Origin of the sequence: Variovorax sp. UC74_104, assembly GCF_044055375.1 — a bacterium.
In the GTDB taxonomy this organism is placed as follows: domain Bacteria; phylum Pseudomonadota; class Gammaproteobacteria; order Burkholderiales; family Burkholderiaceae_C; genus Variovorax.
In genome coordinates this window covers 1,559,638-1,586,219 of record NZ_CP171978.1, presented here as the reverse complement: position 1 = coordinate 1,586,219, position 26,582 = coordinate 1,559,638, and the positions used below count along the sequence as shown (strand labels likewise).

Annotated in this window: 21 protein-coding genes and 1 pseudogene; 14 read left to right on the top strand and 8 right to left on the bottom strand. The window is 69.7% G+C overall.

Going from position 1 to position 26,582, the window contains the following annotated elements; translation table 11 throughout:
• Nucleotides 1–84: 84 nt before the first annotated feature.
• On the top strand, nucleotides 85–882 hold the full coding sequence (locus ACHMXA_RS07430; protein WP_176667664.1) for an SDR family oxidoreductase: 798 nt from the start codon (nucleotides 85–87) through the stop codon (nucleotides 880–882).
• A gap of 337 nt (nucleotides 883–1,219) precedes the next feature.
• Here the strand turns inward: ACHMXA_RS07430 and ACHMXA_RS07425 are convergent, their stop codons facing one another.
• Nucleotides 1,220–2,128, bottom strand: a complete 909-nt coding sequence (locus ACHMXA_RS07425; protein WP_395319734.1) for a LysR family transcriptional regulator — start codon at nucleotides 2,126–2,128, stop codon at nucleotides 1,220–1,222.
• A gap of 84 nt (nucleotides 2,129–2,212) precedes the next feature.
• Between ACHMXA_RS07425 and ACHMXA_RS07420 the strand changes: the two genes are divergently transcribed.
• Nucleotides 2,213–3,223 (top strand): zinc-binding alcohol dehydrogenase family protein, encoded by a 1,011-nt coding sequence (locus tag ACHMXA_RS07420; RefSeq protein WP_395319732.1) that lies wholly within the window; start codon nucleotides 2,213–2,215, stop codon nucleotides 3,221–3,223.
• A gap of 21 nt (nucleotides 3,224–3,244) precedes the next feature.
• A complete protein-coding gene (locus tag ACHMXA_RS07415; protein ID WP_395319730.1) occupies nucleotides 3,245–3,817 on the top strand; it encodes a GNAT family N-acetyltransferase in 573 nt (190 codons plus the stop codon).
• A 22-nt stretch (nucleotides 3,818–3,839) separates the two neighbouring features.
• Here the strand turns inward: ACHMXA_RS07415 and ACHMXA_RS07410 are convergent, their stop codons facing one another.
• Nucleotides 3,840–5,213 (bottom strand): PQQ-dependent sugar dehydrogenase, encoded by a 1,374-nt coding sequence (locus ACHMXA_RS07410; protein ID WP_395319728.1) that lies wholly within the window; start codon nucleotides 5,211–5,213, stop codon nucleotides 3,840–3,842.
• Between the two features lie 131 nt (nucleotides 5,214–5,344).
• On the opposite strand from ACHMXA_RS07410, the gene ACHMXA_RS07405 reads away from it, so the two are divergent.
• From ACHMXA_RS07405 to ACHMXA_RS07390, 4 genes are all read left to right on the top strand, one after another.
• Nucleotides 5,345–6,118, top strand: coding sequence for an alanyl-tRNA editing protein (locus ACHMXA_RS07405; RefSeq protein ID WP_395319726.1), 774 nt, complete (start codon nucleotides 5,345–5,347; stop codon nucleotides 6,116–6,118).
• A gap of 103 nt (nucleotides 6,119–6,221) precedes the next feature.
• Nucleotides 6,222–8,405: a protein-disulfide reductase DsbD family protein gene (locus tag ACHMXA_RS07400; RefSeq protein ID WP_395319724.1), complete on the top strand. Its 2,184-nt coding sequence runs from the start codon at nucleotides 6,222–6,224 to the stop codon at nucleotides 8,403–8,405.
• A gap of 107 nt (nucleotides 8,406–8,512) precedes the next feature.
• Complete coding sequence (locus ACHMXA_RS07395; protein ID WP_395319722.1) at nucleotides 8,513–9,205, top strand: thioredoxin family protein; 693 nt, start codon at nucleotides 8,513–8,515, stop codon at nucleotides 9,203–9,205.
• A 128-nt stretch (nucleotides 9,206–9,333) separates the two neighbouring features.
• Nucleotides 9,334–10,671, top strand: a complete 1,338-nt coding sequence (locus tag ACHMXA_RS07390; RefSeq protein ID WP_395319720.1) for an MFS transporter — start codon at nucleotides 9,334–9,336, stop codon at nucleotides 10,669–10,671.
• Nucleotides 10,672–10,751: 80 nt separating this feature from the next.
• On the opposite strand, the gene ACHMXA_RS07385 is transcribed toward ACHMXA_RS07390, so the two are convergent.
• From ACHMXA_RS07385 to ACHMXA_RS07370, 4 genes and pseudogenes are all read right to left on the bottom strand, one after another.
• Nucleotides 10,752–12,101 (bottom strand): TPM domain-containing protein, encoded by a 1,350-nt coding sequence (locus ACHMXA_RS07385; protein ID WP_395319718.1) that lies wholly within the window; start codon nucleotides 12,099–12,101, stop codon nucleotides 10,752–10,754.
• Between the two features lie 148 nt (nucleotides 12,102–12,249).
• Complete coding sequence (locus tag ACHMXA_RS07380; RefSeq protein WP_395319716.1) at nucleotides 12,250–13,677, bottom strand: aldehyde dehydrogenase family protein; 1,428 nt, start codon at nucleotides 13,675–13,677, stop codon at nucleotides 12,250–12,252.
• Nucleotides 13,678–13,709: 32 nt separating this feature from the next.
• Nucleotides 13,710–14,727: pseudogene (locus ACHMXA_RS07375) on the bottom strand (alpha/beta fold hydrolase).
• Between the two features lie 189 nt (nucleotides 14,728–14,916).
• Entirely contained in the window at nucleotides 14,917–15,645 is a 729-nt protein-coding gene (locus ACHMXA_RS07370) for an SDR family oxidoreductase (protein WP_395319714.1), read from the bottom strand.
• Between the two features lie 73 nt (nucleotides 15,646–15,718).
• On the opposite strand from ACHMXA_RS07370, the gene ACHMXA_RS07365 reads away from it, so the two are divergent.
• The 3 genes from ACHMXA_RS07365 (at nucleotide 15,719) to ACHMXA_RS07355 (ending at nucleotide 20,354) form a co-directional block, all read left to right on the top strand.
• Entirely contained in the window at nucleotides 15,719–16,654 is a 936-nt protein-coding gene (locus ACHMXA_RS07365) for a LysR family transcriptional regulator (protein ID WP_395319712.1), read from the top strand.
• A gap of 34 nt (nucleotides 16,655–16,688) precedes the next feature.
• Nucleotides 16,689–17,798 (top strand): uroporphyrinogen decarboxylase, encoded by a 1,110-nt coding sequence (gene hemE / locus ACHMXA_RS07360; protein ID WP_395319710.1) that lies wholly within the window; start codon nucleotides 16,689–16,691, stop codon nucleotides 17,796–17,798.
• Nucleotides 17,799–18,278: 480 nt separating this feature from the next.
• Nucleotides 18,279–20,354 (top strand): primosomal protein N', encoded by a 2,076-nt coding sequence (locus tag ACHMXA_RS07355; protein WP_395319708.1) that lies wholly within the window; start codon nucleotides 18,279–18,281, stop codon nucleotides 20,352–20,354.
• Between the two features lie 34 nt (nucleotides 20,355–20,388).
• Here ACHMXA_RS07355 and ACHMXA_RS07350 read toward each other — a convergent pair whose 3' ends face one another.
• The gene (locus ACHMXA_RS07350; RefSeq protein WP_176667650.1) at nucleotides 20,389–20,598 is read right to left on the bottom strand and encodes a hypothetical protein; all 210 of its coding nucleotides are present in this window, start codon (nucleotides 20,596–20,598) and stop codon (nucleotides 20,389–20,391) included.
• A 307-nt stretch (nucleotides 20,599–20,905) separates the two neighbouring features.
• On the opposite strand from ACHMXA_RS07350, the gene ACHMXA_RS07345 reads away from it, so the two are divergent.
• Entirely contained in the window at nucleotides 20,906–21,520 is a 615-nt protein-coding gene (locus ACHMXA_RS07345) for a hypothetical protein (RefSeq protein WP_395319706.1), read from the top strand.
• Here the strand turns inward: ACHMXA_RS07345 and ACHMXA_RS07340 are convergent.
• Nucleotides 21,517–22,542, bottom strand: a complete 1,026-nt coding sequence (locus ACHMXA_RS07340) for an AEC family transporter (RefSeq protein WP_395319704.1) — start codon at nucleotides 22,540–22,542, stop codon at nucleotides 21,517–21,519. The genes ACHMXA_RS07345 and ACHMXA_RS07340 overlap by 4 nt on opposite strands.
• Nucleotides 22,543–22,696: 154 nt before the next feature.
• Here ACHMXA_RS07340 and ACHMXA_RS07335 point away from each other — a divergent pair, with 154 nt between their 5' ends.
• From ACHMXA_RS07335 to ACHMXA_RS07325, 3 genes are read left to right on the top strand one after another with little or no spacing between them, the layout of a single operon-like run.
• Complete coding sequence (locus tag ACHMXA_RS07335) at nucleotides 22,697–24,805, top strand: ATP-dependent helicase (protein ID WP_395319702.1); 2,109 nt, start codon at nucleotides 22,697–22,699, stop codon at nucleotides 24,803–24,805.
• Between the two features lie 2 nt (nucleotides 24,806–24,807).
• Nucleotides 24,808–25,305, top strand: coding sequence for a hypothetical protein (locus ACHMXA_RS07330; RefSeq protein WP_395319700.1), 498 nt, complete (start codon nucleotides 24,808–24,810; stop codon nucleotides 25,303–25,305).
• Nucleotides 25,302–26,489, top strand: coding sequence for a phospholipase A (locus tag ACHMXA_RS07325; protein WP_395319698.1), 1,188 nt, complete (start codon nucleotides 25,302–25,304; stop codon nucleotides 26,487–26,489). The genes ACHMXA_RS07330 and ACHMXA_RS07325 overlap by 4 nt, the downstream gene beginning before the upstream one ends.
• Nucleotides 26,490–26,582 lie beyond the last annotated feature (93 nt).

The window sequence follows — 26,582 nt, the reverse complement described above, 5'->3', positions numbered from 1 at the left end:
ATCCGTCCGGGCGCGTGCAGGGGTTTCGCGGTGGTGATTGAATCGCCGCACCCATCCAGCAACCTCCCACCAAGGACCCGATTCATGGACCTCCAGCTCCAGGACCAGCACGTACTCGTCACCGGCGGCAGCAAGGGCATCGGCCTCGCCTGCGCCCTCGGCTTCCTGCGCGAAGGCGCGCGCGTGAGCCTCGTCTCGCGCGACCTCGCCAACCTGGAGCAGGGCCGCAGGACCCTGCTCGAATCCTTCCCGCAGGCCGAAGGCCGCGTCTCCATCCACGCCGCCGACCTCAAGGACCCCGCCAGCGCCGTCGCCGCCCTCGACGCCGCCGAAAAGGCCTTCGGCCCCGTCGACGTCCTCGTCAACTCCGCCGGCGCCGCCCGCCGCACCCCGCCCGACGACCTCACCGCCGCGTCGTGGCACGACGCCATGGACGCCAAGTACTTCACCTACATCCATATGATCGACCCGGTCGTCAAGCGCATGGGCCAGCGCGGCCGCGGTGCCATCGTCAACGTCATCGGCCAGGGCGGCAAAGTCGCCAGCCCCGTGCACATGGCCGGCGGCGCAGCCAACGCCGCCCTCATGCTCGTCAGCGCCGGCATGGCCGCCGCCTACGCCGCCAAGGGCGTGCGCGTGAACGCCGTGAACCCCGGCCTCACCCTCACCGAGCGCCTGCAGGAAGGCATGAAGGCCGACGCGAAGCTGCAGGGCATCGGCACCGACGAAGCACTGGAGCGCGCCAAGGCCAGACTGCCGCTGGGCCGCATCGCGACGCCGGAGGAAGTGGCGAACACCGTGCTGTTCCTGGCGTCGCCGAAGGCGAGCTATGTGACTGGAGCGATCGTGGCGATGGATGGTGCGGTCACGCCGATGATCTGAGGGAACAAGAGAGCCGGCGGCATCGAACGCCGCAGCCCTCACCCCAACCCTCTCCCGCAAGCGGGAGAGGGAGCCAGGCCAAGCGCAGCAAAGGCCCGAGCGTTCCCCCTCCCCTCTGGCTGCGCCGAGGAGCGCAGCGTTTCGCGGATCAGGGCTCGCAGCTGTTTGAGCGAAGCGAGTTCTGCGAGACCCCGCGAAACGCGAGCACCGCAGGTTGCCCGCAGCGAAGCGGAGGGACGCAGACAGTGGGGTCGCCTTTCTTTTGCCTACGTTTCTTTGGCGAAGCAAAGAAAAGTAGGTCGCCCGCCGGGGCGAGACCCGGCCCCGGAAAACAACCTCAAGACAAAGCCAACAAAGCGTCGAACTTCACAGCAAGAAATTCGACAAAAGCCCGAACCCGAGCCGGCACAAACCTCCCACTAGGCAGCAAGGCATGCAACGGATAAGGCTCAGTCTCCCAATCACCGAGTAACCGCACGAGCCGCCCTTCCCGAATGTCATTGCGCACATCCAGCGCAGACTTCAGAGAAATCCCATACCCCGCCACAGTCCACTCCCGGGCAAGGGAAGCATCGTCCACGCTGCGATTCCCATTCACCCGCACCTCCGTCCACTGCCCGTTCTGCGCAAACCTCCACACCCGATGCCGCCGCCCCGACCGATTGAAGATCAGGCAGTTGTGATGCACCAGGTCCTGCGGCACCCAAGGCGCCGGATGCCGCCGCAGGTAGTCGGGTGAAGCAGTGAGCAGCGGATTGGTGAGCGCGAACGGCCGCGCCACAAGACGCGAGTCCGCCAGCGCGCCGTACCGCAGCGCCACGTCGACCTCGTCGCGCATCACGTCCAGCGGCCGGTCCCCCACCGACAGCGACAGCTGCACCCCAGGGTGCAAAGCAAGGAACTCGTCGAACCACGGCAGCAACGTGCTGCGCGTCAGGTCGGAGGGCGACGCCACGCGCAGGGTGCCGACCAGCTCCCCGCGATCGGCCGTAACCAGCGACTCCCCCTCGTCCAGCAGCTCGAAAGCCCGCACCGCGTAGTCGAGCAGCGTCTGCCCCTGCGGCGTGAGCCGCATCGCCCGCGTCGACCGCTCGAACAGCCGCGCCCCGAGCTGCGCCTCCAGCCGCTTGAGCGTGGCGCTCGCGGCCGCCGGCGTGATGCCCAGCGCATGCGCCGCAGCCGTGAGCGTGCCGGCGCGCGCCGTGTGCACCAGCACCTGCAGGTCGGAGATATTTTCAATCTTCATTTGAAACTGTTGCTGATTTCGGCCTACTTATCAAACCAGCCTTGCGATCCTACAGTTCAGTCATCGTCACTGAAAGGTCCTCCCATGAAAGCCATCGGCTACTACCAGCCCCTTCCCATCGACAACCCCGAGTCGCTGCAGGACATCGAGCTTCCCGCCCCCGTGCCCGGCGCGCGCGACCTGCTGGTGCGCGTGAAGGCGGTGTCGGTCAATCCCGTGGACACGAAGGTCCGCAAGAACGCCGCGCCTGAAGCAGGCCAGGCCAAGGTGCTGGGCTGGGATGCCGTGGGCACGGTCGAGGCCGTCGGCGCCGGGGTGAAGAACTTCAAGATCGGCGACCGCGTGTACTACTCGGGCTCGATCATCCGCCCCGGCACCAACGCCGAGCTGCACGCGGTGGACGAGCGCATCGCCGCACTCGCGCCCAGGAGCCTCGACGATTCGCAGGCCGCAGCGCTGCCGCTGACCACCATCACCGCGTACGAGCTGCTGTTCGACCGCCTGCGCGTGCCCAGGGGCGGCGGCGAAGGCCAGACGCTGCTGGTCACGGGCGGCGCGGGCGGCGTGGGCTCCATCCTCATCCAGCTCGCGCGGCAGCTGACGAAGCTGCGCGTGATCGCCACCGCCTCGCGCGCCGAGACGCGCGCCTGGTGCCTGGAGCTGGGCGCGCACGCGGTCATCGACCACTCCAAGCCGCTGGCTGCCGAGCTGAAGGCCGCGGGCATCGGCGAGGTCGACATGGTCGCCAGCCTCACGCAGACCGACCAGCACTACGCGCAGATCATCGAAAGCCTCAAGCCCCAGGGCCAGCTCGCGGTGATCGACGACATGAAGGTGCTCGACGCGATGCCGCTGAAGACCAAGTGCATCTCGCTGCACTGGGAAATGATGTTCGCGCGCTCGCGCTTCGAGACGCCCGACATCGCCGAGCAGGGCGCGCTGCTGGCCGAGGTGGCCGCGCTGGTGGACGCGGGCCGCATCCGCACCACGGCCAACGCGAGCTTCGGCACCATCAACGCCGCCAACCTGCGCCGCGCCCATGCGCTCATCGAGAGCGGCAAGGCACAGGGCAAGGTGGTGCTGGCCGGGTTCTGAGGAGCCGGCAGAATCGGCCGCATGACCGCCCACGCCGCCGACCACCCTGCCGTCATCGAAGTCGAAACCGAACGCCTGCTGATGCGCCAATGGCGCGAGAGCGATCTGGCGCCCTTCTTCGAGCTGGCCCGCGATCCGCAGGTGATGGAGTTTTTGCTGCCGCTGCCCACGCGCGCCGACAGCGACGCGGCGGTCTCGCGCACGCGCTCGCGCATCGCCGAGAACGGCTGGGGCTTCTGGGCGGTGGAGCACAAGGACACGGGCGAGTTCATGGGCTTCACCGGGCTCAACTCGCCGATCGCCGAGCTGCCCTTCTCGCCCTGCGTGGAGATCGGCTGGCGCTTCGCGCGCAGGTGGTGGGGCCAGGGCTATGCGAGCGAGGCGGCGCGCGCCGCGCTGCGGGTTGGCTTCGAGCGGCTGGGGCTGGACGAGATCGTCGCCTTCACCGCATGGGACAACACCCGCTCCGCCGCGGTGATGCAGCGCATCGGCATGAAGGAGGACGTGGATGGCGCCTTCGACCACCCGCTGGTGCCCGAGGGACACGCGCTGCGGCGGCACCGGCTCTACCGCATCGCCCGGCCGCAGCGCTGACCGAGGAAGCAAAGGAAGAAGGCTACTTCGCCTTCGACACCCGCCACACCGCGTTGCCGACGTCGTCCGCCACGATCAGCGCGCCGCCCTTGTCGAGCGCCACGCCCACCGGGCGCCCGTGGGCCTTCTCGTCGGCGCTGAGGAAACCCGTCAGCACGTCGACGGGCGGCCCGCTGGGCTTGCCGCCGATGAAGGGCACGAACACCACCTTGTAGCCCGACTTGGGCTTGCGGTTCCACGAGCCGTGCTCGCCGATGAAGACGCCGCTGGCGAACTGATCGGGCATGCCGCCGGGGCGCGAGAAGGCCAGGCCGAGCGGCGCGACGTGCGAGCCCAGCGCGTAGTCGGGCGCGATGGCCTTGGCGACCATCTCCGGGTTCTGCGGCTGCACGCGCGCATCGACCACGCCGCCGTAGTAGCTCCAGGGCCAGCCGTAGAAGGCGCCGTCCTTCACCGAGGTGAGGTAGTCGGGCACGAGGTCGCTGCCGATCTCGTCGCGCTCGTTCACCACGGTCCACAGCACCTGGGTGTCGGGCTCCCAGCCCATGCCGTTGGGGTTGCGCAGGCCGCTGGCGAACAGGCGCTTCTCGCCGCTCCTGGTGTCGACCTCCCAGATGGCGGCGCGGCCCGCCTCGGCCGGCAGGCCGTTCTCGCCGATGTTGCTGTTGGAGCCGACCGTCACGTAGAGCTTGCTGCCGTCGGCATTGGCGATGACGTTCTTGGTCCAGTGGTGGTTGATGCCCGCGGGCAGCTGCGTCACCAGCGTGGGGCTGGCGGCGATGGAGGTCTGACCCTCGGTGTAGGGCACCTTCACCAGCGCGTCGGCGTTGGCGATGAAGAGCTCGTTGCCGACCAGCACCATGCCGTAGGGCGAGCGCAGGTTGCTCATGAACACCTGCCTGACCTCGGCCAGGCCGTCGCCGTCGGCGTCGCGCAGCAGGGTGATGCGGTTGGCGCTGGGCACGCCCGCGCCGGCGCGGCCCATGACCTTGCCCATGACCCAGTTGCGGATCTTGGCGATGGGGCCGCTGCCGCCGTCGTTGCTGTCGGCGGGCTTGGGCGGCTTGTTGCTCTCGGCCACGAGGATGTCGCCGTTGGGCAGCGTGTAGACCCAGCGCGGGTGGTCGAGGCCGCGCGCCAGCGCCGTCACCTTCAGGCCCTCGGCCGGAACGGGCGCGGCGGTGTCGGTCCAGCCGACGGCGGGGGCGACGTTGACGGTGGGGATCAGCGTCTTGTTGGGCTCGGCGAGCTGGGGGCGGGGGCCGGTGGTGAGTTCTGGGGCGAGCTTGGCGGCCTCGCCGCAGCCGCCGGCGAGCAGCACGGCGGCCAGGGCCGCGGCGGCGGTGCGCGGCCATGAAGACGCGAGGCGGGTGGGTGCTTGCTGCGGTCGATTCATGCGTGATCCTTCGCGCGGCGGCGTGCCGCATGCGGCGCATCATCCCAAGGCGGGCGGGCCCGGGAGTGTCGGCCGTGGGCGCTTTCTGGCGTGGGCGCACCTCATTCGCGCATCGCCGCTACCATCGCCGGATGACCGACGACCTGTTCCGCGCCGACGCCTACCTGCGCAGCTGCGACGCCCGCATCGTGCGAATCGACGACGCCGGCATCGTGCTGGACCGCACGGTGTTCTATCCGCTGGGCGGCGGGCAGGCCGGAGACAGCGGCGTGCTGGCCCTGGCCGGCGGGCGCGAGATCGTCATCGCCGACACCCGCAAGGCCAAGGACGCCGAGGGCCAGCCGACCGACGAATTCATCCACGTGCCGGCCCCCGGGCAGGACGAACTGCTGGCCGCGCTGGAGCCCGGCGGCGCTGTCACCGCCCGCATCGACTGGGAGCGCCGCCACCGGCTGATGCGCTTCCACACCGCCACCCACCTGCTTTGCCACCTTGTGCCGGTCCCGGTGAACGGCTGCTCCATCACCCCCGAGTACGCGCGGCTCGACTTCCACATGACCGACCCGCTCGACAAGGATTCGCTGACGGCCGGCCTGGCCCGGCTGGTCGAGGCGGCCCACCCGCTGACGGTGGGCGCCATCACCGACGAGGAGCTCGACGCCAACCCGGCGCTGGTCAAGAGCATGAGCGTGCAGCCGCCGCGCGGCACGGGCACGGTGCGCACCATCCGCATCGGCGGGGCGGGCGAAGGCCAGGCAGCGATCGACTTCCAGCCCTGCGGCGGCACGCATGTTGCAAACACCGCCGAGATCGGGGCGGTGGTGGTCACCAAGATAGAGAAGAAGAGCGCCAGCAGCCGCCGCGTGGTGCTGGGCTGGGGCCCGCAAGCCGCCACGGCGGCCTGAGCGAAGCCCCGGAACTTCGCCCCCACCGATTGCTCCGACTGACGGCATGATCTTCCCGCGCATCCAATTCGCTACGCTTCTGATAGCAACGGCCGCAGCCAGCATGCCGGCTATGGCGCAATCGACATCCGAGCTGGCGTCCAAGCCGGGCGCCGTGGTCACTACCCCCCATGTGCGCGCCGAACTCATCGCCCACGCCCCGGACGGCGTGACGCCCGGCGCCCCAGTGTGGGTCGGCCTGCAGATCGCGCACCAGCCCGAGTGGCACACCTACTGGAAGAACGCCGGCGATTCCGGCCTGCCCACCGAGATGACGTGGACGCTGCCGGCGGGCGTCTCGACCGGCGAGATCGCATGGCCGGCGCCGAAGAAGATCCCGGTCGGCAGCCTCGCCAACTACGGCTACGAGAACACGGTGCTGCTGCCGGTGCCGCTGGAGGTGTCCACGCTCTACAAGCCGCCGGTGGCGCTGGGCGGCACGCCGGCGATGGACATCCAGCTCAAGGCTTCCTGGCTGGTCTGCCGCAAGGAATGCATTCCCGAGGAAGGCACCTTCACGCTGGCCCTGCCGCTGCAGGGCTCGACCGCGCTGCACAAGGCCGAGTTCGATACCGCCCTCGCCGCCCGCCCGCAGCCGCTGGCCAAACCGGGGGCCGTCGAGATCGACGGCCACAGCCTGAAGGTGAAGCTCGAGGGCCTGCCCGCCGCCGTGCAGGGCAAGACGCTGGAGTTCTTCCCCGAGACACCCGAGGTGATCCGCACCGCGGCCGTCTCCGGCAAGGACTGGACCCAATCCTGGCAAGGCGACACCTGGACCGCCACGATGCCGCTGGCCGACCAGCGCAGCGCCAGCCCCACCGTCATGCCGGTGGTGGTGACGCTGCCCGAGGCCGACCGGCAGGCCGGCCAGCCGGTGGCATGGCGCGCCGAGGCGCCGGTCTCGGGCGCCTGGCCCACGGCTGCCGCGCCCCGCGCTGCCGAGGTGCCACCGGCGCTGCAGGCGGCGCTCGCGGCCAATGCCGCGAATGCCGGTGCGGCAAAGGCCGCCGAGCTGCCCGCCCCGTCTTCCACCACCTTCCTGGCCGCGCTGCTGGGCGCCCTGCTCGGCGGCCTGCTGCTGAACCTGATGCCCTGCGTGTTCCCGATCCTCGCGATCAAGGTGCTGGGCTTCGCGCGGCAGGCGGGCAACGCCAGCGCCCACCGCAAGGCGGGGCTGGCCTACACGGGCGGCGTGATGCTGTCCTTCCTCGCGCTGGGCGGCGGCATGCTGGCGCTGCGCGCGGCGGGCGCCGGCTTGGGCTGGGGCTTCCAGCTGCAGTCGCCGGGCGTGGTGGCTGCGCTGGCGGCGCTGTTCACGCTGATCGGGCTCAATCTCGCGGGCGTGTTCGAGTTCGGCCGCGCCGCGCCTTCTTCGCTGTGCAGCGCGCAGGCCAAGCACCCGCTGGCCAACGACTTCCTCTCGGGCGTGCTCGCGGTGGTCATCGCATCGCCGTGCTCCGCGCCGTTCATGGGCGCCTCGCTGGGCTTCGCCATCGGCCTGCCTGCGGCCCAGGCACTGCTGCTGTTCGCGGCGCTGGGCTTCGGGCTGGCGCTGCCGTACCTGTTGGCCGGCTTCGTGCCCGCGGTGGCCTACCTGCTGCCCAAGCCGGGGCCGTGGATGGGCACGCTGCGCCGCCTGCTGGCCTTCCCGATGTTCGCCACCGTGGCGTGGCTGGTGTGGGTGCTGGGCCAGCAAAGCGGCATCGACGGCGCCGGCACGCTGCTGGCGCTGCTGGTGTGCCTGGCCGCCATCGTCTGGGCGCTCACGCTGCGCGGGCGCGCCCGGGTCGTGATCGCAGGCGTGCTGATCGCCTTCACCGCCGTGCTCACCGCCGCCATCGGCCGCAACGTGCTGCAGGTGGTGGAGCCGGCGAAGCTGGCATCGGCCGGCACGAAGGACGGGACGGGCCAGCGCTGGCAGCCGTGGTCCGCCGAGCGCGTGGCGCAGTTGTCCGACGCAGGCCGGCCGGTGTTCATCGACTTCACCGCCGCCTGGTGCGTGACCTGCCAGTACAACAAGAAGAGCACCCTGTCCGACGATCAGGTGCTGGCCGACTTCGACGCCAAGAAGGTCGCCATGCTGCGCGCCGACTGGACCCGCCGCGACCCCGCCATCACCGCCGCGCTCACCGCGCTGGGCCGCAGCGGCGTGCCGGTGTACGTGCTGCAGGCGCCGGGCAAGCCGCCGGTCGTGCTGACGGAGATACTGGGCAAGGACGAAGTCCGCGCCGCGATCGCCGCCCTTTGACGCCGCGCTTTGACCACCGGCGTGACATGGGTTGTCACATGCACTTGAAGAAACCGTTCTAAGCTGCAGTTGTTGTTTGGAATTTTGTTTTGGAGTTCAAGCTGGCCATGTCTCTCTCGCCAACCGTCGACTCGCGTTCCTTCCGTGCCGCGCGCAACGCCCGCGCCGCCCTGAGCCGGGCCTCCCGCCGTGCCGTCGTCGCCGCGGCCGTGGCGCTCGGCGCCACCTTCCTGATGGGAAACAACGCCGCCGCGGCGCCCACCGTGGGCCAGCAGGCGCCCGATTTCGTCGCGGTGGACACCACCGGCGCCAAGCACAAGCTGTCCGATTTCGCGGGCAAGTTCGTGGTGCTCGAATGGACCAACCCCGGCTGCCCCTTCGTGCGCAAGCACTACGGCAGCGGCAACATGCCCGCCACGCAGAAGGCCGCCACCGACAAGGGCGTGGTGTGGCTGGCCATCAATTCCACCGAGCGCGCCGCCACCGACTACCTCAAGCCCGAGGCGCTCGACGCCTGGATGAAGTCGCAGAAGGCCGCGCCCACCGCCGTGCTGATGGACGAGGACGGCGTCATCGGCCAGGTCTACGGCGCGCGCACCACGCCGCACATCTTCATCATCGACCCCAAGGGCACGCTGGTGTACGCGGGCGGCATCGACAGCATCGCCTCGGCGCGGGTGGACGACATCAAGACCGCGACCAACTACGTGAACCAGGCATTGGGCGAAGCCTTCGGCGGCAAGCCGATCTCGGCGGCAGCGACGCGGCCCTACGGCTGCTCGATCAAGTACAAGGCCTGAGCGCCTGCCCGCCCGCCGACTGCGGCGGCGAGTGACAGCTACCTGACCGCCGCAGTCAGGTTGCGGTCGGGGAGCCGGTACTACCCTTGGGCGAGCACATCGCCAGTACTGCCCAAGGGGACAACAAGATGAATCCTGCGCCCAGCGCCGCGCAAACGGGCACCGCTGCCCACGCCTCCACCGCTTCCTCCTCCAAGTTCGCCACCGTCCTGCGCGTGACCGGCGGCAACTTCATGGAGATGTTCGACTTCTTCCTGTTCGGCTTCTACGCCACGCAGATCTCGAAGGCCTTCTTCCCGTCGGGCAACGAGTACGCCTCGCTGATGCTGACTTTCATGACCTTCGGCGCCGGCTTCCTGATGCGGCCGCTGGGCGCGATCTTCCTGGGCGCGTACGTCGACCGCGTCGGCCGCCGCCAGGGCCTGATCGTCACGCTCGCGCTGATGGCGCTGGGCACGCTCTTGATCGCCTGCGTGCCGGCCTACGCGACCATCGGCATCGCGGCTCCGGTGCTGGTGCTGATCGGGCGGCTGCTGCAGGGCTTCTCGGCCGGCGTGGAGCTCGGCGGCGTGTCGGTGTACCTGTCGGAGATGGCGACGCCGGGCCGCAAGGGCTTCTACGTGAGCTGGCAGTCGGCCAGCCAGCAGGTGGCCATCGTCGTGGCCGCGGCCATCGGCTACTGGCTCAACGTGACCTTCACGCCGCAGGAGATCGGCGACTTCTACTGGCGCATTCCCTTCTTCGTGGGCTGCCTGATCGTGCCGGTGCTCTTCATCATCCGCCGCTCGCTGCAGGAGACCGAGGAGTTCATGGCGCGCAAGCACCGTCCCGACGCGCGCGAGATCTTCCGCTCGATGGTCGCCAACTGGGGCCTGGTCATCGCCGGGATGATGCTGGTGTCGATGACCACCGTGTCGTTCTACCTGATCACCGTCTACACGCCCACCTTCGGCAAGGCCGTGCTGCACCTGAGCACCACCGACGCGCTGATCGTCACGCTGTGCGTGGCCATCTCCAACTTCATCTGGCTGCCGATCATGGGCGCGCTGTCCGACCGCGTGGGCCGCAAGCCGCTGCTGGTCGTGTTCACGGTGCTGACCATCCTCACGGCCTACCCGGCGCTCAAGTGGCTGGTCGGCGAGCCCAGCTTCGCGCGCATGCTCGCGGTCGAGCTGTGGCTGTCGTTCCTGTACGCCAGCTACAACGGCGCGATGGTGGTCGCGCTCACCGAGGTGATGCCCGTGAGCGTGCGCACCGCCGGCTTCTCGCTGGCCTACAGCCTGGCCACCGCGCTCTTCGGCGGCTTCACGCCGGCCATCGCCACCGGGCTGATCGAGATGACCGGCGACAAGGGCGCGCCGGGCCTGTGGATGACGGCCGCCGCCATCTGCGGGCTGATCGCGACGCTGGTGCTGTACCGGCGCAACGTGAACCCGGCCGACGCGCGGCGCGTGCCGGTGGTCTGACCGGGGGCTACCAGCTGCCGGAGGCCCCGCCTCCGCTGCTGGAGCCGCCACCGCCGGACGAGGAGCTGTCCGACGAACTGCTACTGCTGCTCGAAGAACTGCTCGACGAGCCGCTGCTCCAGCCGCTGTCCGAGCTGTCGCCGTCCCCCCGAACCCGAGCTGAAGGTCGGGAAGACGAACATGAACAGCAGCGCGAGAACGCTCGCAACGGCAACCGGGATCCACGTCTCGTCGAAGAACGGTCCGGGCTCGCTGATCACCACCGCCGCGACGACCACGCCCAGCACGACGATCCAGCGGACCGCGAACCCGAGCACGCTGCCGTCCCGCCATGTGTTGCGGATGCCGAAGACGATGACCGTGACCGGCAGGCCTACGCCGCCGATGGCCAGCGCCCACAGAAAGCCCGGCCAGAACGCATCGGCGCCGACGATGAAGGCGATGCAGACCAGCGCGGCGATCACCGCGGCGATGCCGCCGAGCACGTAAGCCACTTCCTTCACGCGCCCGCACAGGTAGCCGAGGCCATAGAGGAAGAGCGCGGGAATGGCGAGGACCCACGCCATGAAGGGATTCAGCAGCATGGCCGCCCCGCCCAGCGGACCCGCGCCGACAAGGCCGAGCACGAGCCGCCAGTCGCGCGGCTTGCGGGGCGCTTCGGGTTCGATCTCCTGCAGCGCCTCGGCCCAGGGCTCGGGCCGCTGGAGGCGGCGCCCGCGCTTGCCCGAGCGCTTGCCGCGCGAAGCGGGCCGCGAGGCGCGGCGACGCGTGGCGACGAGCGGCCCCGCGCCCAGCCCATGCCATGCGCCCACGCCGATGCTCCACAGCATGACGCCCAGGAAGGCCTTCCCCTCCGGCGTGAGGCCTCCGCCGGATGACGTCGGCTCGCGCACGGCCTCTTCATCCACCGGCATCGGCGCGGACGCTGTGTCCGACGCGAGCGTGTCCGGCAATGTCGCCGGTGCCCCGACCAGCTGCGACAGCGCCCGCACCGCGGCCTGCACGCCGCCCGCGTAGTCGCCGTTGCGAAAGCGCGGCGCCATCTCCCGGTCGATGATCGCGGCCGCCTGGATGTCGGTGATCGAGCCCTCGAGGCCCTTGCCGACCTCGATGCGCATCCTGCGGTCCTTCAGCGCGACGAGCACCAGCACGCCGTCGTCCTCGTCCTTGCGGCCCAGCTTCCAGTTCGCGAACACGCGCGTGGCGAATTGTTCGATCGTCTCCCGGCCGGTCGTCGGCACGATCAGCACGGCGAGCTGCGCCTGCGTGCTGCTCTCGAGCTCCGATATCTCCTGGCGCAGCGCAGCGGTCTCGCTCGCGTCCAGCGTGTTCGTGAGGTCGACCACGCGCGTCTTCATCGGCGGCACGGGCACCAGGGTCGTCTTCGTCTGCGCGAACGCCGGGCATGAGCCCAGCGCGATGCACAGCAAGATCAGGACGGAGAAGAGCCACGTCCAGGCCCTCGATTGCCTCCTGCCGGCGTCCAAGGCGGCGGAAGCGGATTCTGTAGAAAGCATGAGGCAGGATAGCGCCTGCCCCACCCCCTCCTTGCCGCCCCCGCTCGGCTTCAGCCCGACTTCAGCCCGACCGTGCGACAGCCACCGTCTTCGGCTCCAGGAAGGCCTCCATGCCGAAGAGCCCGAACTCCCTGCCGATGCCCGACTGCTTCACGCCGCCGAAAGGCGCGCTGAGTTCGGGCGTGACACGGTTGACCAGCACCGTGCCGGCGCGCAGCCGCGAGGCCACGCGCAGCGCGCGCTGCGGCTGCGACGAGAAGACGTAGGCCTGCAGGCCGTAGGGCGAGTCGTTCGCGATCTCAACCGCTTCGTCCTCGCCGTCGTAGCCGATCACCGAGAGCACCGGCCCGAAGATCTCCTCGCGCGCGATGTCCATGTCGTTGCGCACGCCCGCGAACACGGTGGGGCGCACGAACCAGCCCTTGTCGAAGCCATCCGGCCGGCCTTCGCCGCCGGCCACGAGCGTCGCGCCCTGCTCGAGCCCGCGGCGGATGTAGCGCTGCACGCGTTCGAACTGCGCCTTGCTCGCCAGCGGCCCGACCGCGGTGGCGGGGTCGCGCGGGTCGCCCACGCGCATGGCCGCAGCCGCCGCGCGCAGAAGCTCGACGGTCTGCGCCATCTGCGCATTTGGAATCAGCAGGCGCGTGCCCGCCACGCAGGCCTGGCCGTTGTTCATGAAGGCCGCGCCCAGCGCCATGGGCAGCACCGCCGGCAGGTCGGCATCGTCCAGCACCACGGTGGCCGACTTGCCCGAGAGCGCAAGGCTCACGCGCTTGAGAGTGTCCAGGCCCGCGCGCGCAATGAGCTTGCCGGTGGCCGTCGAGCCGGTGAACGAGATCTTGGCGATCGCCGGATGGGTGGCGATCTCGTCGCCCACGTCGCCGCCGCGCCCCAGCAGCACATTGACCGCGCCCGCGGGCAGCCCGGCTTCGTGCAGCGCCTCGGTCACGACCCGCGCCTGCAGCGGGCTGAACTCGCTGGGCTTGATCACCGATGCGCAGCCCGCGGCGACGGCCGATGCCAGCTTGCTGCAGATGCTCCCTGCGGTGCTGTTCCATGGCGCGATGAGCCCGGCCACGCCGACCGGCTCCATGCGCACGACCGCGTCACCCATGCGGCGCTCGAACTCGTAGCCTTCCAGCATCCGCGCCGTGTCGGCGAAGCATTGCGAGGCGTAGTTGCTGACCCAGCGCGAGCGCGCCAGCGGGCCGCCGTACTCCTCGATGGTGGCTTCGCAGATCTGCTCGGTGCGCGCCAGCACGGCGACTTCGAGGCACCTGAGCATGGCTATGCGCTGCGCCTTGCTGCTGCCGGCCATTGCCGGCTGCGCCCGGGCCGCGGCTTCGATCGCGCGCTTCGCGTCGTCGCGGTTCGCCAGCGTCACGGTGCCGATCGCCTGCCCGGTGGCCGGGCTGACGATCTCCAGCCGCTCGCTGCCCTGCACGGGCACGAAGGCACCATCGATGTAGGCCTGGTGGATGTTCCACATGGTTGTCGTTCCTGCGGTGCCTGGCCCTGGGGTCAGCCGCGCGCGGCGTCGATCACCGCCTTCGCGAAGGCTTCGGGCGCCTCCTGCGGCAGGTTGTGGCCGATGCCGCCGCTGACCAGCCGGTGCTCGTAGCGTCCCGAGAACTTCTTCGCGTAGGCGCTGGGTTCCGGGTGCGGCGCGCCGTTGGCATCGCCTTCGAGCGTGATGGTGGGCACGCCGATCACGGGTGCCTTGGCGAGCCGGTCCTCCAGCGCCTGGTACTTCGCCTCGCCCTCGACCAGGCCGAGGCGCCAGCGGTAGTTGTGGACCGTGATGGCCACGTGGTCGGGGTTGTCGAGCGCCACGGCGCTGCGATCGAAGGTGGCGGCGTCGAAGTTCCACTTGGGCGACGCGGTCTGCCAGATCAGCCTGGCGAAGTCGTGGCGGTTCTTCTCGTAGCCTGCACGGCCGCGCTCGGTCGCGAAGTAGTACTGGTACCACCACTGCAGCTCGGCCTGCGGCGGCAGCGGCACCTTGCCAGCCTCCTGGCTGCCGATGAGGTAGCCGCTCACCGACACCAGCGCCTTCACGCGCTGCGGCCACAGCGCGGCCATGATGCAGGCGGTGCGCGCGCCCCAGTCGCAGCCGGCGACGGTGGCGACCTGGATCTTGAGCGCATCCATCAGCGCGATGATGTCCACGGCAACCACCGACTGCTGCCCGTTGCGCGGCGTGTCCGCCGACAGGAAGCGCGTGGTGCCGTAGCCGCGCAGGTACGGCACGATGACGCGAAAGCCGGCCGCCGCGAGCGCGGGCGCCACGTCGACGAACATGTGGATGTCGTAGGGCCAGCCGTGCAGCAGGATCACCGGCGCGCCGTCGGCCGGGCCCGCTTCGTAGTAGCCGATGCTGAGCGTGCCGGCATCGATGCGCTTGAGCGGCTCGAAGGCGCCGCGGCGCCCCGGCGGCCTGGGCGAAAGCCGGCGTGAGCGCCGCGAGCTGGGCGGCTGCGGCGCCGAGGGCCGCGGCGGCGAGGAAGGATCTGCGGGGCAGTTGGAGCGACGATGTCATGGGGCTTTCCTGGATGGCTGGAGGTTGTGGTGGAAGGTCGATGGATCCGACTTTCGCCCCTCGAACCGCCGTTCACCCGGTCCTGCGTATCGCTCTGTATCCGCCCCCGTTTTTTCAACAAAACTTTTCGATGCCCGCCCCATGCATGCCCCGGCCCTAGGAACTTTCGGGTGCTGCCGGCGCTTCGACTCACACCAGCCGCAGCCCTCCGTCGCACTCGATGACGGTGCCCGTGGTGTAGCCGTTCTCGATCAGGAACTGGATCGCATGCGCCACGTCCTGCGGCCGGCCCACGCGGCCGACGGGCAGCGTCTCGACCTGCTGGCGGAACAGGTCGTCCTTCATCGCGGCGGGCACGCGGTTCCACCAGGGCGTGTCGACCAAGCCGGGCGACACCGCGTTCACGCGGCTCGGCTTCAGCTCGCGCGCCAGGCTGCCCACCATCGCCTCGATCGCGCCGTTGATCGCCGCCAGCCCCGCGGTGCCGGGCAGCGAGTTGCGCGCGGAAATCGCCGTCACGAAGGTCAGGCTGCCGCCCTTGCGCAGCACACGCGCGCCGGACTGCGCGGCTTCGAGCTGCGGCCAGAACTTGGCCTCGAAGCCGCGGCGCAGCGACTGCAGGTCGAGCTGCGCGAACTCGCCCGCGCCCTCGCCGCCGCTGAGCGTCAGCACCAGGTGGTCGACGGGCCCTGTGCTGTCGAAGAAGGCATCGAGCGCGCCGCGGTCGCAGGCGTCGAAGGCCGCGCCGCTCACGTTCGCGCCCAGACCACCAATCGCCTCCTGCAGCTTGCCGTTGTCGCGCCCCGTGGCGATCACGCGTGCGCCGGTCGCCGCCATGCGCCGCACGGTCTCGAGCCCCACGCCCGACGAGCCGCCGACCACCACCACCGTCTGTTGCTGTTGTTCCTTCTGGGTCATGCCGATTCCTTTGAATGCTGGAAGAGACCTCAGGTTAGGGAGCGCGGCACTATCATTCAAATCGTTTGAAACCATGGAATACATCAACGAAAGTGATTTCAGGCGGCTCGACCTGAACCTGCTGCTGGTGTTCCACGCGCTGCTGCACGAACGCAGCGTCACGCGCGCGGCGCAGCGCCTGTTCATCGGCCAGCCTGCATTGAGCGGCGCGCTCAAGCGCCTGCGCGCCGCGCTGGGCGACGAGCTGTTCGTGCGCACCTCTCGCGGCATGACGCCGACGCCGCGCGCACTGGAGCTCGCGCGTGTCATCGAGCCGCTGCTGCTGTCGCTGCAGCAGGCGCTGCATGCGCGGCCGGCGTTCGACCCGGCGAAGGCCGAGCGCGTGTTCCGCATCGGCCTGAGCGATGCGCTCGAAGTGGCGCTGATGCCGCGGCTGATGCAGCGGCTTTCCGAAGAGGCGCCCGGCGTGCGGCTGATCGCGCGCGAGGCCGACCGCACGAACGCGCCCGCCATGCTCGACGCGGCCGAGATCGAGCTGGCGGCAGGCGTCTTCATCGACCGCGCCTCGTGGCACCGGCAGCGGGCGCTGTTCGGCTGGAACTTCGTCTGCGTCTACAACCCGGCGCTGGTGAAGCTGCGCGGCGGGAAGATCACGCTCGCCGAGTACCTGCGCCACCCGCACCTGCTGACCTCGTTCAGCGCCGACCTCAGCGGGCTCGTCGACGAACTGCTGCGCGAGAAGGGGCACACGCGCCAGGTCGTCTTCTCCAGCCGCAACTTCGCGACCAGCCCCTTCATCGTGCGGCAGATGCCCGCGATCACCACGGTGCCCACCTTCGCCGCCGCCACCTGGCGCGACGCGCTCGGGCTGGCGGTGAGCCCCTTGCCCTTCGAGACGCCGGCCTACGAGGTGTCGCTGCTGTGGACGGCCGTGCAAGATGCCGACCCGGCCCTGCAGTGGCTCATCGGCCTCGTGGCGGACGCGTTCGGCGGCAAGCCAGTTGCCTGAGGGGGCCGGGACACACCCCTGCGACAATCGGGAAATGCCTTTCGCCCCATTGCAAAACGACACTTTCCTGCGGGCCTGCTGGCGCCAGGCCACCGACCACACGCCCGTCTGGCTGATGCGCCAGGCCGGCCGCTACCTGCCGGAATACGTGGCCACCCGCGCGAAGGCGGGCAGCTTCATGGGGCTGGCCACCAACACCGGCTACGCCACCGAGGTCACGCTGCAGCCGCTGGAGCGCTATCCGCTGGACGCGGCCATCCTTTTCTCCGACATCCTGACGGTGCCCGACGCCATGGGCCTGGGCCTGTCCTTCGAGGCCGGCGAAGGGCCGCGCTTCGCGCGCCCGCTGCGCGACGAGGCGGCGGTGGCCGCGCTCGAAGTGCCCGACATGGAAAAGCTGCGCTACGTGTTCGACGCCGTGGCCTCGATCCGCAAGGCGCTGAACGGCCGCGTGCCGCTGATCGGCTTCTCGGGCAGCCCGTGGACGCTGGCCTGCTACATGGTGGAAGGCGCGGGCTCCAGCGACTACCGCCTGGTGAAGAGCATGCTCTACGGCCGCCCCGACCTGATGCACCGCGTGCTGGCCGTGAACGCCGATTCAGTGGCCGCGTATCTCAACGCGCAGATCGACGCCGGCGCGCAGGCCGTGATGATTTTCGACAGCTGGGGCGGCGTGCTGGCCGACGGCGCGTTCCAGGAATTCAGCCTCGCCTACACCGCCCGCGTGCTGGCGGGCCTGAAGCGCAACGGCGCCGACGGCCAGCCGGTGCCGCGCATCGTGTTCACCAAGGGCGGCGGCCTGTGGCTGGACGCCATGCGCGAACTCGACTGCCAGGTGCTGGGCGTGGACTGGACCGTGAACCTCGCCGCCGCGCGCCGCCAGATTGCCGAAGGCACGGACGGCAAGGCCAAGGCGCTGCAGGGCAACATCGACCCCAACGTGCTGTTCGCGCCGCCCGAGCGGATCGAGGCCGAGGTGGCGAAGGTGCTCGACGCCTTCGGCAAGCCCCACACCGACCGCGCCACCTCGGGCCCGACGCACATCTTCAACCTGGGCCACGGCATCAGCCAGTTCACGCCGCCGGAGCACGTGGCGGCGCTGGTGGCGGCGGTGCACGCCAGGTCGCGCGCGATGCGCGGCTGATACACCTGTTATCAGCAAGAACCGGTTCGCGCGGCCGCGGTGCGCCCCCGGGAGTTGGTACGCCGCCGTTTGTCAAGCGCAAAAACGGCATATGGTTCCCACTTATGCACAAAACGCGTGCTGCACTGCGCAAGATTCCGAAGGGAGCCGCTTTCTTTGCTCCCAAAGAGATAGCAACGCTAAGTTGTTGATTTATATAGGATTTGAACTTTGCTTTTTTTCCGGGCAATCCAGCCAGAGCCTTGATTTTCAAGGCTTGGCAGCGAGTCCAGCATGCTTGTCAACAAAGTTATCCACAGGAACTCTGGATGGCCTCCAAAGCGCTGAAAAATCAACGACTTAAGCGCTCTTGCTCCAAGTCTCATTAACAAATCGCTCCAAGAAGGACCCGCCATCTCCTCCGCCCGCCTCCCCCTCGACGAGGCCTCCGATCCGACGGACGGCGCCCCCGCGGCACTGCCTTGGCGGCTCGACATCGCCGTGCAGACGCCCGCGCACGCCGCGCTCGGCGACCTGCTGAGCTACGCCGGCGCCGAGCCCCTGCCGCCCGGCACGCTGGTGCGGGTGCCGCTGGGCAAGCGCGAGGTGCTGGGCGTGGTCTGGAACGAGCCGGTCTCGCTGGAAGGCGCCGAGCCGGACATGGCCCTCAAGCCCGTGGGCGCGGCGCTCGATGCGCTCGCGCCGCTGGGCGAGGGCTGGCGCGACCTCGTGGCCTTTGCCGCGCGCTACTACCAGCGCTCGATCGGCGAGATCGCGCTGGCCGCGCTGCCGCCGCAGCTACGCGACCTGTCGACCGCGCAGCTCGCGCGCCGGCTCAAGCGCAAGAGCGCGGCGGGGCCGGTGGCGCAGACGCCCGAGTCGTCGAACCCGGTGGCGCTGAGCGCGGAGCAGGCCGCCGTGCTGGCGCGCATCGAGGAAGCAACAGGCACCTTCCTGCTCGCCGGCAGCACCGGCAGCGGCAAGACCGAGGTCTACCTGCGCTGCGTGGCCGACCTGCTCGCACGCGAGCCCGAAGCGCAGGCGCTGGTGATGGTGCCCGAGATCAACCTCACCCCGCAGCTCGAAGCCCGCTTTAAGGCGCGCTTCGGCGACGAGGCGGTGGTCTCGCTGCACAGCGGCATGACCAACCCGCAGCGCCTGGCGAGCTGGCTGGCGGCGCACAGCGGTGCGGCGCGCATCGTGCTGGGCACGCGCATGGCGGTGTTCGCGTCGATCCCGGCGCTCAGGCTCATCGTGGTCGACGAGGAGCACGACCCCAGCTACAAGCAGCAGGAAGGCGCGCGCTACTCGGCGCGCGACCTCGCCGTGTGGCGCGGCCAGCGCGAGAAGGCCAAGGTGATCCTGGGCTCGGCCACGCCATCGCTCGAGAGCTGGCACCAGAGCCGCCCGGCCGAAGGCGAAGACCCGGGCGGGCGCTACGTGCGGCTGGCCATGCCCTCGCGCATCGGGGCGGGAGAGCTGCCGGCCGTGCGGCTGGTCGACATGAACCTGCAGCCGCCGAAGACGGTGATCTCGGGCGCGCTGCTCGACGCCATCGGCCAGCGCATCGCGCGCGGCGAGCAGAGCATGATCTTCCTGAACCGGCGCGGCTATGCGCCGGTGCTGGCCTGCGGCGACTGCGGCTGGAAGAGCGAATGCCCGCACTGCAGCGCGTATCGCGTGTTCCACAAGATCGACCGCACGCTGCGCTGCCACCACTGCGGCTTCACCGAGCGCGTGCCGCGTGCCTGCCCGGCCTGCGGCAATCCCGACATCGCGCCGGTCGGCCGCGGCACCGAGCGGCTCGAGGAGCACCTGGCGGAGCTGTTCTCGTCGGTGAAGCGGCCCGATGGCGGCGCAATCCGCATCGCGCGCATCGACGCCGACAGCACCAAGAAGCAGGGCGCACTCGAGTCGCAGCTCGCCGCCGTGCACGCGGGCGAGGTCGACGTGCTGGTGGGCACGCAGATGATCGCCAAGGGCCACGACTTCCGCCGCATCACGCTGGTGGCGGCGGTGAACCCCGACGGCGCGCTGTTCTCCAGCGACTTCCGCGCGCCGGAGCGGCTCTTCAGCCTGCTGATGCAGTCGGCCGGCCGCGCGGGCCGCGACGCTGCCTACCTCGCGGCGCAGGGTGCGAAGGCCGAGATGTGGGTGCAGACGCACCATGCGCAGCACCCGCTCTTCATGGCGCTGCGCAAGCACGACTACGTCGCCTTCGCGCAGCAGCAGCTCGACGAGCGCCGCGCCGCAGCCATGCCGCCCTTCGCGTTCCAGGCGCTGCTGAGGGCCGACGCGCGCGAGCAGTCGGTGGCCCAGGGTTTTTTGAACACGGCGGCCGACCAGGCGGAGTCGCTGCCGGGCGCCGACATCGTCACGCGCTATCCGGCGGTGCCGCTGGCGATCCAGCGCGTGGCGAACGTGGAGCGCGCGCAGATGCTGATCGAGAGCCCCTCGCGCGCCGCGCTGCAGAAGCTGCTTGCGGCATGGCAGCCGCTGCTGCACGAACTGCGGCGCGCACCGGAGGGCAAGGGCGTGATCCGCTGGCTGGTCGACGTCGACCCGCACAGCATCTGAGGCCGAGGCCGCCCGCGGGCCAGAGACCGCGGTTTCAGTGGTAGCCGGTGGGCTCCTTGCCCATGTCGACGTAGCGAAGTTCGTTGTGCCGGCGCCGCGCGACGCTCACGGGCCATGCGAACACCACGAGGCTCAGCGCAGCGAGCGCGATCGCCGTGGCGGTGCCGAACCTGCCGGCATGCCAGAACCAGCCGACGGCGGAGAGCCAGGCCAGCCACAGAAGGATGCGAACCAGAATTGCCATTGCGCGCCCCATTCACATCTTTGACTTGGAAGCACTGTAGCAGCGCATCTGCAAACCCAAGCATTCATCTGAAGTAGTAGCGGATAGCTATGTCTTACGACATGCCCCGGACTACCGCAAATTTGTGAAAAAAGAGTTGACGGCGCACCCCGGCGCTGCTCAAGCTGTAAAGACGCGAACCCGCCGCGGATCGCGCGCTCCAAACTGCCTCGCTCACCGCTTGCAAAGGTAGGTCGCCGTGAAACCGCCGTCTCGCTCTGGTTGGTCCCTCTCGCTGGCATCGTGCCTGGTCGCCCTTTCCTTCGCCATGCCGTCGGCCTCGACCGCCGCGGAGCTGGAGGTGCAGGGCGGCCGTCTCGTGGTCTCGGGCATGCTCGACGGGACCATGGTCAAGGAGTTCACCGAGCAGCTCGGCAGCGGAACGATCCACACCGTGGTCTTCGAGGACTCGTTCGGCGGCACCGCCGAAGCGGCCGGCGCCTTCGCCGACGCCATCCGCGCGAGCGGCGTGCAGACCGAGGTGCGAGGCCAGTGCATGGCGGCCTGTGCCTACGCCTTCCTGGCCGGCAAGACCCATCGCTTCGGCTATGGCCTGCAGGTCAACGGCATCCTGCTGCCGGTGGCGCAGCGCCCCTCGGCCGCCGAGCTGGCGGTGCGCTGGCGCGGCGACGACGCCCACAAGACGCTGGCCGAGTTCACGCCCACCTCGGCCAAGCCGGTGGAAGCCAGCGCTCCGCCCGCCAAGGACAGCTCCCGCGACAACTGGCAGCCCGACCACGGCGTGCTCTTCACCGCGAGCCCCACGCTCTTCGGCCGCGTCTACAACACCTACTACTGCGACGGCACGCAGGGCCGCGACTTCTCGAAGTGCGAGCGCCTCGCCGATGCCGACCCGTACAAGCTCGGGGTGCTGACCCCCTAGTTCCTCAGCGCGCTCACCGCGAGCGGAAAGCTCAGGAAGGCGATCACCGTCGTCCACAGGATGATGCGGGCGATGCGGCCGTTGTCCGCGCCGAAGCGCTCGGCCAGCATCGACACGTTGCTCGCGCTCGGCAGGGCCGCGACCAGCACGATCGTCACCAGCGCCGCATGCGACAGCGGCAGCCCCAGCGCGATGGCGCCGAGCCCCAGGCCCCACACCAGCAGCGGGTGCGCGAGCAGCTTCACCGCCACCACCGGCAGCACGTCGCTCCACGGCGCCTTGGCCGCCGGCATGTGCCCGGTGGCGCCCATGGCCTCGGCCACCGCCGCGCTCGCGTCGTGCTCGCGCGCCAGCAGCGCCGAGCGGGCCAGCACCGCGCCGATGGTGAAGAGCGCCACCGGCGAGGCGGCGTCGGCCAGCATGGCCACTGTGCGCTCGACGGGCCCCGGCAGCGCCCAGCGCGCCGCCGACAGCAGCACGCCCAGCAGGATCGACCACGGCATCGGATTGACCACGATGCCGCGCAGCGCCTTGCGCGCCGCCAGCATGGCGCCGTGCCGCCCCGCGCCGCCGGCCCCGTCGAGCCGCGACAGCGCGATGCACAGCGAGGAAGTGACGACGAGGTCGAACGCGATCGTGATGATGATCGGCCCCGCCGCCTGCGCGCCAAGAATGGCCACCAGCAGCGGCACGCCCATGAAGCCGGTGTTCGGAAACGCCGCCACCAGCGCGCCGAAGGCCGCGTCGTTCCAGCCGATGCGCGCGTTGCGCGTGAACGCCACCACGCCCGCCACCACCGCCAGCGCGCAAATGCCCCAAACCAGTGCGACGCTGCCGTCCAGCAGCTGCCCGATGGGCGTGCCCGCGCCGAAGCGCAGCAGCATGCACGGCAGCGCAAAGTACAGGACGAAGGTATTGAGGCCGGGAATGGCGTCCAGCGGCAGGATGCGGGCCCGGGCCGCGCCGTAGCCGGCCGCGATCAGCGCGAAGAAAGGGAAAGTAACAAGGAATACAGGCAGCACCGCTCCATTGTCGTTGCCTACTGCCGGTGGGCCGGATCGGCGTCGGCGGCCTACAACCCCGGGAAGGCCGGCCCCGTATCATTGCCCGCTTTTGCGCCTGCCGCGCCCGCGGCGTTTTTGGCTCTTCCGGTTCCTTCGGTTCTCTTTTTCTCCCATGTCCCACGGTCTCAATCCCGCCCAGCTCGAAGCGGTCAACTACATGAGCGGTCCCTGCCTGGTGCTCGCCGGCGCGGGCTCGGGCAAGACGCGCGTGATCACCCACAAGATCGGCCGGCTGATCCAGTCGGGCATCGAGCCGCAGCGCATCGCGGCCATCACCTTCACCAACAAGGCCGCCGCCGAGATGCGCGAGCGCGCGAAAGACCTCATCGGCAAGGACGCGCGCAAGGTGGTGGTGTGCACCTTCCACGCGCTGGGCGTGCGCATGATGCGCGAGGACGGCGCGGTGCTCGGCCTGAAGAAGGCATTCAGCATCCTCGACGCCGACGACGTGACCAAGATCCTGAAGGACGCCGGCGGCACCACCGACGCAGCCACCGCCCGCATCTGGCAGTGGACCATCAGCAAGTGGAAGAACATGGGCCTGAACGCCGCGCAGGCCGAGGCCCAGGCGGCCGACGACAACGAGCGCATCACCGCGAAGATCATGGCCCGCTACGAAGAGCGGCTGCTGGCCTACCAGAGCGTGGACTTCGACGACCTCATCGGCATGCCGCTGAAGCTGCTCTACGAATTCCCGGAAGTGCGCGCCAAGTGGCAGGCGATGATGGGCCACATCCTGGTGGACGAATACCAGGACACCAACGCCACGCAGTACGACGTGCTCAAGGCCCTGGCCGGCGAGCGCGGCCGCTTCACCGCCGTGGGCGACGACGACCAGTCCATCTACGGCTGGCGCGGCGCCACGCTGGACAACCTGCGCAAGCTGCCGGTCGACTACCCCACGCTCAAGGTCATCAAGCTGGAGCAGAACTACCGCTCCACCAGCGCCATCCTGCGCGCGGCCAACAACGTGATCGGCCCCAACCCCAAGCTCTTTCCGAAGACGCTCTTCTCAGAACTCGGCGAGGGCGAGCCGGTGCGCATCGTCGATGCCGACAGCGAGGTGCACGAGGCCGAGCGCGCGGTGGCGCGCATCATCAGCATCCGTGCGGGCGAGGCCATCACGCAGGGCAAGCAGTACAAGGAGTACCGCGACTTCGCCATCCTCTACCGCGCCAACCACCAGGCGCGGGTGTTCGAGCAGGCGCTGCGCAAGGCGCAGATCCCGTACAAGGTGTCGGGCGGCCAGAGCTTCTTCGACCGCGCCGAGATCAAGGACCTGTGCGGCTGGTTCCGCCTGTGGGTCAACAACGACGACGACCCTGCGTTCCTGCGCGCCATCACCACGCCCAAGCGCGGCATCGGCCACACCACGCTCGCGAGCCTGGGCAGCTTCGCGAGCCAGTACAAGCTGAGCCTGTTCGAGGCGCTCTTCAGTCCCTCGCTGCCCAGCGTGATGCCCAAGCGCACGCTGGAAGGCATCCACGAGTTCGGCCGCTACATCAACGACCTCGAATACCGCGCGCGCCGCACCATGGGCGCTGAAGACTCGCGCACCTTCATGCTCGACTGGCTCAAGGAGATCGACTACGAGAAGCACCTGTACGACGGCGAGGACAGCGAGGCCGCCGCGGCCTCGCGCTGGACCAACGTGCTGGAGTTCGTCGACTGGATGTCGCAGCGCGCCGGCGGCACGCTCGACGACACCTCGGGCGCCGACGGCGGCGGCATCGAGAGCGAGCGCAAGAGCCTGCTCGAGGTGGCGCAGACGATCTCGCTGCTGTCCACCATCAGCGAACGCGAGCAGGACCAGGACGTGGTCACGCTCTCGACGCTGCACGCCTCCAAGGGCCTCGAGTGGCCGCACGTCATGCTCATCGGCGTGAGCGAGGGTCTGCTGCCCTTCAAGCTCGACGACGACAACGGCCGCCAGCAGCAGGTCAGCGAAGACACCCTGCAGCGCCTGCAGGAAGAGCGCCGCCTGATGTACGTGGGCATCACCCGCGCGCAGCGCAGCCTGGCCGTGAGCTGGACCAAGAAGCGCAAGCAGGGCCGCGAGATGGTGCCCTGCGTGCCCAGCCGCTTCATCGCGGAGATGGGCCTGGACAAGGCCACCACCAGGGAAGACCCGCGCGAGAAGCTCAAGGCGCTGCGCGCCGAGTTCGCCCGCAAGGCGCAGGACAGCGCCGCGAAGGCCGCCGCCGCGGCCGCGGCACCGTGAAGATGACGACGAAGACGATGATGAAGAAGACCACCGCGACCGCTGCACTGCTCGCCGGCGCCCTTGCACTTCTCTCGGGCTGCGCCTCGATGCACGGCGGCAGCGCCGACTGCCCCGCCGACGCGCGCGACCTGCCGCTGGAATCGCTCTACGGCAACTGGGAGGCGCGCTTCGACAACCTGCCCGCCGTGGCTGTCGTGCAGCTCGGCAAGCACCCCGACTACGACGGCGTGCGCGGCACCATCGCGCGCAACGGCACCAATTCCGCGAAGGCCACGGTCGCGCAGCTCGCGGGCGACGTGGACGACGAAGGCGCGCTCTCCATCGACGAGTCGCAGGACGGCCGCGCCATCAGCGGCGTGTGGTCGGGCAAGCTGCAGGCCGGCTCGTGCGGGCGCGAATTCAGAGGCACCTGGCGCAATGCCGCCGACGAGAGCACGCACCCGTTCGTGCTCAGCAAGACGGCGCCGCCGGCGTCACAGGAAGGAAGGAAGCAATGACGAAGACGATCACCATCTCGCCGCGATCTCGCTTCAGGTTCAACACGCTCGCGGCCGTGGCCGCATGCCTCGGCGGTGCGGCGGGCATGGCCCACGCGCAGGCCGTGGACAAGCCCCCGAGCCCGCTGGCCGACTCCCAGCTCACCTGGCAGCAGTGCACCGCGCTCGGCGCCAACAACGAAGCACGCCTGGCCTGCTTCGACCGCTGGGCGCAGCAGCAGACGCTGCCCGCGGCGGCCGTGCCCGCCGCGCCGTCGGTGCTTGCGAGCACGCAGCCGCCGGTGGACGGCACGGTGCCCGCCACGCGCGTGGTCTCGGTGGCCACCACCGAGGGCTGCCGCGACCGCCAGTACTCCGCGCTCTCGCGCTTCTGGGAACTGGAGAACGCCACCGACTGCGGCACCTTCGGTTTCCGCGGCTACCGCCCGCTCAACGTGTCGGTCTCGGCCGCCACCAAGAAGCCGGAGACGCCCACCTCGCCCTCGGCCGACCACACTGCCGACCCGGTGGCCTACCAGGCCAACGAGATGCGCATCGGCCTGTCGGTGCGCACCAAGCTCGCGCAGGGCATGCTCACGCAGAACGATCCGGTCAAGAAAGACTCGCTGTGGTTCGCCTACAGTCAGCAGTCGACCTGGCAGCTGTTCAACGGCTCCATCTCGCGCCCCTTCCGCACCACCGACCACGAACCCGAGCTGATGTACGTCTACCCGGCCGACTTCAAGCTGCCGGGCGGCTGGCGCTGGCGCTATGCGGGCGTGGGCATCGTGCACCAGTCGAACGGCCAAAGCCTGCCGCTGTCACGCAGCTGGAACCGCGTGTACCTGATGGGCGGCGCCGAACTCGACGACCGCTTCACCATCACCGGCCGCATCTGGAAGCGCATCTCCGAAAGCGCCGCGAAGGACGACAACCCCGACATCGCCGACTACATCGGCCGCGCCGAGCTCACCGGCCGCTGGAACCTCAACCGCGACAACCAGCTCGCCGTGACCGTGCGCAACAACCTGCGCGACAGCGGCCGCGGCTCGATCCGCCTCGAGTGGCTCAAGGCCATCGGCGACCCGACCAAGAGCAACCTGCGCTTCCACACGCAGCTGTTCTCGGGTTACGGCGACACGCTGGTGGACTACAACCGCAAGCGCACCGTGCTGAGCATCGGCCTGAGCCTGGTGGATTTCTAGGCTCACCCCCAGGCTGCGCGCACTTCGTGTCGCGCACGCCTTCCCCCTACCGGGGCAACACCTGCGGCCCGGCAGCGCCGGTTCCCGCGGTGT

Bases quoted from the DNA above. Each gene is read 5' to 3' on its own strand.
- ACHMXA_RS07430 (WP_176667664.1), top strand. From the start codon at position 85: ATGGACCTCCAGCTCCAGGACCAGCACGTACTCGTCACCGGCGGCAGC.
- ACHMXA_RS07425 (WP_395319734.1), bottom strand. From the start codon at position 2,128: ATGAAGATTGAAAATATCTCCGACCTGCAGGTGCTGGTGCACACGGCG.
- ACHMXA_RS07420 (WP_395319732.1), top strand. From the start codon at position 2,213: ATGAAAGCCATCGGCTACTACCAGCCCCTTCCCATCGACAACCCCGAG.
- ACHMXA_RS07415 (WP_395319730.1), top strand. From the start codon at position 3,245: ATGACCGCCCACGCCGCCGACCACCCTGCCGTCATCGAAGTCGAAACC.
- ACHMXA_RS07410 (WP_395319728.1), bottom strand. From the start codon at position 5,213: ATGAATCGACCGCAGCAAGCACCCACCCGCCTCGCGTCTTCATGGCCG.
- ACHMXA_RS07405 (WP_395319726.1), top strand. From the start codon at position 5,345: ATGACCGACGACCTGTTCCGCGCCGACGCCTACCTGCGCAGCTGCGAC.
- ACHMXA_RS07400 (WP_395319724.1), top strand. From the start codon at position 6,222: ATGCCGGCTATGGCGCAATCGACATCCGAGCTGGCGTCCAAGCCGGGC.
- ACHMXA_RS07395 (WP_395319722.1), top strand. From the start codon at position 8,513: ATGTCTCTCTCGCCAACCGTCGACTCGCGTTCCTTCCGTGCCGCGCGC.
- ACHMXA_RS07390 (WP_395319720.1), top strand. From the start codon at position 9,334: ATGAATCCTGCGCCCAGCGCCGCGCAAACGGGCACCGCTGCCCACGCC.
- ACHMXA_RS07380 (WP_395319716.1), bottom strand. From the start codon at position 13,677: ATGTGGAACATCCACCAGGCCTACATCGATGGTGCCTTCGTGCCCGTG.
- ACHMXA_RS07370 (WP_395319714.1), bottom strand. From the start codon at position 15,645: ATGACCCAGAAGGAACAACAGCAACAGACGGTGGTGGTGGTCGGCGGC.
- ACHMXA_RS07365 (WP_395319712.1), top strand. From the start codon at position 15,719: ATGGAATACATCAACGAAAGTGATTTCAGGCGGCTCGACCTGAACCTG.
- hemE (WP_395319710.1), top strand. From the start codon at position 16,689: ATGCCTTTCGCCCCATTGCAAAACGACACTTTCCTGCGGGCCTGCTGG.
- ACHMXA_RS07350 (WP_176667650.1), bottom strand. From the start codon at position 20,598: ATGGCAATTCTGGTTCGCATCCTTCTGTGGCTGGCCTGGCTCTCCGCC.
- ACHMXA_RS07345 (WP_395319706.1), top strand. From the start codon at position 20,906: ATGCCGTCGGCCTCGACCGCCGCGGAGCTGGAGGTGCAGGGCGGCCGT.
- ACHMXA_RS07335 (WP_395319702.1), top strand. From the start codon at position 22,697: ATGTCCCACGGTCTCAATCCCGCCCAGCTCGAAGCGGTCAACTACATG.
- ACHMXA_RS07330 (WP_395319700.1), top strand. From the start codon at position 24,808: ATGACGACGAAGACGATGATGAAGAAGACCACCGCGACCGCTGCACTG.
- ACHMXA_RS07325 (WP_395319698.1), top strand. From the start codon at position 25,302: ATGACGAAGACGATCACCATCTCGCCGCGATCTCGCTTCAGGTTCAAC.